The following is a 4613-nucleotide window of genomic DNA, read 5'->3' on the forward strand; positions in this document are numbered from 1 at the left end:
CCGCGCCCGGGCACGCCCCCGCCCGCCCGGCCACGGCTGCCCGCGACCGCGGCCAGGCCGCCCTCGAGTACGCGGGCGTCGTGGCCGTCCTGCTGTTCGTCGCGGTCGCCGCGCTCCAGCTCGGCATCGCGGGCTATGCCGTCCAGCAGGCGGGCACCGGCGCGCGGGCCGCCGCCCGTACGGCCACGTACCGCGAGACGGAGGGCGACGACTACCAGGCGGCCGGGCACGCCGCGATCAGCGGCTGGCTCTCGGGCGGCACCGAGTTCTCCGAGTCCGGCGCCACCGGCACCGGCCTGACCGTCACCGCCCGCGTCCACATCCCCGCCATCGTCCCGCTGCTCGACCTCGGCTACGCGACCCGCAGCGTCACCATGCCCCGCGACCGAGTGTCCGACGGAAGCCCAGGAGCCACCCCATGAGCCTGCGGTCCCGCATCACCAGCACCGAGCCCGCCGGGGGCGAGAGCCAGGAGTCCCTCCTCGTCGGCACCTACCGGCTGAAGCTCCTGGAGGAGATCGACCTCGCCGAGATGTCCGCCCTCCCCGCGACGGACCGGCGCGCCCGGCTGGAGCGCGTCCTCGGGCACATCATCAGCCGCGAGGGGCCGGTCCTCTCGTCCGCCGAGCGGTCCCAGTTGATCCGCCGCGTCGTGGACGAGGCCCTCGGCCTCGGAGTCCTCGAACCGCTCCTGGAGGACGCGTCCATCAGCGAGATCATGGTCAACGGCGCCGACCAGGTGTTCGTGGAGCGCGGCGGCCGCATCGAGCGGCTGCCGATCCGCTTCAGCTCCGACGAGCAGCTGATGCAGACGATCGAACGCATCGTCTCGACCGTCAACCGCCGCGTCGACGAGGCGAACCCGATGGTCGACGCGCGCCTGCCGTCGGGCGAGCGCGTCAACGTCATCATCCCGCCGCTGTCCCTGACCGGCCCGATCCTCACGATCCGGCGCTTCCCGCGCTCGTTCACCCTCGCCGAGCTGATCGAACTGGGCTCGCTCGACGAGCAGATGATGCTGCTGGTCGCGGGGCTCGTACGGGCGAAGTTCAACGTGATCGTCTCCGGCGCGACCGGCACCGGCAAGACGACCCTCCTCAACGCGCTGTCCGCGATGATCCCCGAGGGCGAGCGCATCGTGACCATCGAGGACTCCGCCGAACTCCAGCTCCAGCAGCACCACGTGATCACGCTGGAGAGCCGGCCCGCCAACGTCGAGGGCAAGGGCCAGATCACCATCCGCGACCTCGTCCGCAACTCCCTGCGCATGCGACCCGACCGCATCATCGTCGGCGAGGTCCGCGGCGGCGAGACCCTCGACATGCTCCAGGCCATGTCCACCGGCCACGACGGCTCGCTCGCCACCGTGCACGCCAACAGCGCGGAGGACGCGCTGATGCGGCTGCAGACCCTGTCGTCGATGTCCGAGGTCGAGATCCCGTTCGGCGCGATCAAGGACCAGATCAACAGCGCCGTCGACGTCATCGTGCAGCTGACCCGGCACGCCGACGGCTCGCGCCGCATCACGGAGATCGCCGTCGTGGACTCGTACGGCCACGAGGAGTACCGGATCGTCTCGATCTGCCGCTTCCTGACCCAGCCGATGACACCGGACGGGCGCGTGCACGGGCAGTTCGCGTACTACCCGCTGCCGCGCCGTGTCGCCGAGCGGCTGTACATGAAGGGGGAGGCCGTCCCGGCGGCGTTCGGCGTCGCGCAGGCCGACGAGCAGCTCGCCACCCGCCGCTCGTCGGCCTGGCCCATGGCTCCGTTCGTCCCCCTGCCGCCGGGCGCGGGCGGCGCGCCCGCCCAGGGGTCACCGGCCCCGCCGTACGGGACGGCGCCGCCGCAGCACCCGCAGGCGCCCCCGAACGGCACGGCACGCGACGGCACCGCGCACGGCGGCACCTCGCACGAGCGCGTCCCCCCGTACGGCACGGGCCCGAACGGCGCGTCTTCGTACGGCACCGGCCCGAACGGGGCGTCCCCGTACGGCAACACCGGCCGGAACGGGGCGTCCCCGTACGGCGGCACCGGCCCGGCGGGCCCGGCTCCCTACGGCACGGCACCGGCCGGCGTGCCGCCGGACACCGCCGGGACCCGCCCGCAGCACACCGACCCGCCCGGCATGTGATCCACCAAGTCCCGAGGGCCCGACACCATGGACAAGACCAACCTCTCGACGCTGACGCTCGGCGTCACACTCCTCGCGCTGCTCTTCGCCGTCATCGGTGTCCAGGCGTACGCGGCGGGCCGCGCCCAGCGGCGCGCGCTGATCGCCCGCATGACGGAGACCGGGCGGCCCGAGATCGAGTCCGGTGGCCGGCGGCCCCGCTTCCCCGGCGTGGACCGCAGACTGCGCCGCACGGGCCTCGGCAAGGGGCTCGAACGCAAGATCGCGGTCACCGGACTCGACCTCAGCCCGGGCGAGTTCGCCGTCTACACCGTGGCGGGGCTCCTCGTCGTCTACTTCTTCGTCGGCGCCTTCTTCGCGCCCTTCTTCGGCGTGCTGGCGGCACTCGCCGGGCTGTGGGGCGCCAACTCGTTCCTGAACTGGCAGCGCAACAAGCGCACCGAGGCGTTCATCAACCAGCTGCCCGAACTCACCCGCGTCCTCGCCAACGCCACCCAGGCCGGGCTCGCCATGCGCACCGCGCTGTCGATGGCCGCCGACGAGCTGGACGACCCGGCGGGCGAGGAGCTGCGCCGCGTCTCCGACCGGCTCGCCGTCGGCCACTCCTTCGACGACGCGCTGAACGAACTCGCCGAGCGGCTGCCGTCGCGCGAACTCGTCGTCCTCGTCACGACGCTCGTCCTGTCCAACCGGGCGGGCGGCCAGGTCGTCAGCTCGCTGCGCAACCTCACCAGGACGCTGGAGGAGCGCAAGGAGACCCGCAGGGAGGTCACCACCATGCTGTCGCAGATCAAGGTCACCGCCGTCGCCGTACCGGCGCTCGGCCTCGCCTTCCTCCTGCTGATCAACCAGGCCACCCCTGGCGCGCTCGACCGGATGACTTCGTCCGGCATCGGCCGGATCGCCACGGTGATCGCGTTCGCGCTGTACGGCGCCGGGCTGTTCCTCATCCGCCGCATGTCGACGGTACGGGTCTGAGCCCATGGCACCCAAGACACTCACGGCATCCACGGCACCCAGGACACTCACGGCATCCAGGGCACCCAAGACACTCACGGCATCCAGAGCGTCCACGCTGCCCGGCCCCCGGTACGGGTGCGCACGACCGGCCCGCGGTCGTCGCCCCGGCGCGGGCGCACCGCGCCCCCCGGGCACGCGCCCCGGAGGGCCGCCCACTCGCGACCACCCCACCCCGCGGACGGAGCGGACAGCATGACGGCACTCGCCCTTCCCCTCGCGGTGGTCCTCGGCCTTTCGGTGTACGGCATCTTTCACGGCATCCGCCTGTACCGGGCCGACGCGAAACTCCCCAGCGACCTCAGCGTCGCCCTGGAGGTCGGCGCGACCCGCACGTCCGCCGTCGGCTCGGGCATCGACCGCGTCGGCATGCGGTACGCACCCCTCGTGCTGCGGATGATGGGCCCGAAGCGGGTGGACGCGCTGCGCCGCCGGCTGGACCGGGCCGGCAACCCCGGAGGCCTGACCGTCGACCGCTACGCGGCGCGCCGCGCGGTGTTCGGGGCGCTCGGCATCCTCGCGTTCCTCGCCCTGTCCGCCCGGGGCCAGTTGGCGCTCGGCATCGCGGCGCTGGTGTTCGGGCTGGTGTGGACGGACGTGATCATCCGGGCCGCCACCCGGAAGCGGCGCGGCGACATCGAGCGGACGCTGCCGGACTTCCTCGACGTGCTCGCCGTCGTGGTCTCCGCGGGCCTCGGCTTCCGGCAGGCCCTCGAACGGGTCGCCGAGAGGTACCAGGGGCCCTGGTCCGACGAACTGCGCATCACGATCCGCCAGATGGACATGGGCGTCTCACGGAGGGAGGCCTTCAACCAGCTGCGCAGGCGCAACGACAGCGAGCAGGTGTCGATGTTCGTCACCGCGCTCCAGCAGGGCGAGGAACTGGGCGCACCGATCGTCGACACGCTCATCCAGATCGCCGAGGACATGCGCCGCACGGACGCGCAGAACGCCCGGCGCACCGCGGCCCGCGCCGTGCCCAAGACGACGCTCGTGGTCACGCTCGTCATGCTGCCGGCCACCCTCGTCCTGATCGCGATGAGCTTCTACTACGGCTCGGGCGTCGACTTCGGCGAGATCCTCGGCGGCGGCTGAGGGAGCGAACAGCGGCCGGAGCGGCGGCAGCAGGGGCAAGAACAAGGGGCCGGACCAGCGGCAGCAGGGCAAGACCAAAAGGCCGGACCAACGGCAGCAGGGCAAGAACAAGGGGCCGGACCAACGGCAGCAGGGCAAGACCAAAGGGCCGGACCAACGGCAGCAGGGGAAGAGTAGAGCGAGCACGACGGCAACACGGCAGCGGCAACGCACGTGCCACGAGCGACGGGAAGGGAGGCGGGGCGTCATGCGGCGACGGACGCACGAGACCCGCGCGAGTGCGACGCGCACCGGTGCGGCTGCCGGGGGAGCGGCCACGGGTGCCGGCGCGGCCGCGGCCGCCGCGGCCCGGGCATGCGCGGCGGCG

3 protein-coding genes and 1 pseudogene are annotated in these 4613 nt (G+C 72.9%); all 4 read left to right on the top strand.

Translation table 11 applies throughout. The features are described 5' to 3' along the window. On the top strand, positions 1-422 hold a 422-nt coding region (locus tag L1885_RS23975), incomplete at its 5' end, for a TadE/TadG family type IV pilus assembly protein (protein ID WP_235799248.1). Continuing rightward, positions 419-1756 (top strand): annotated as a pseudogene (locus L1885_RS23980) (TadA family conjugal transfer-associated ATPase); the annotation flags it as partial. The gene L1885_RS23975 and the pseudogene L1885_RS23980, both read left to right, overlap by 4 nt. A 405-nt stretch (positions 1757-2161) precedes the next feature. After that, positions 2162-3112 carry a type II secretion system F family protein gene (locus L1885_RS23985; protein ID WP_235799249.1) on the top strand — a complete coding sequence of 317 codons (951 nt, stop codon included), beginning with the start codon at positions 2162-2164 and terminating at the stop codon, positions 3110-3112. A 234-nt stretch (positions 3113-3346) separates the two neighbouring features. Then, a complete protein-coding gene (locus L1885_RS23990) occupies positions 3347-4246 on the top strand; it encodes a DUF5936 domain-containing protein (protein ID WP_235799250.1) in 900 nt (299 codons plus the stop codon). The last annotated feature ends 367 nt before the right edge of the window (positions 4247-4613 follow it).

The sequence above is a fragment of the Streptomyces fuscigenes genome, from assembly GCF_021556455.1.
Lineage (GTDB): Bacteria > Actinomycetota > Actinomycetes > Streptomycetales > Streptomycetaceae > Streptomyces > Streptomyces fuscigenes.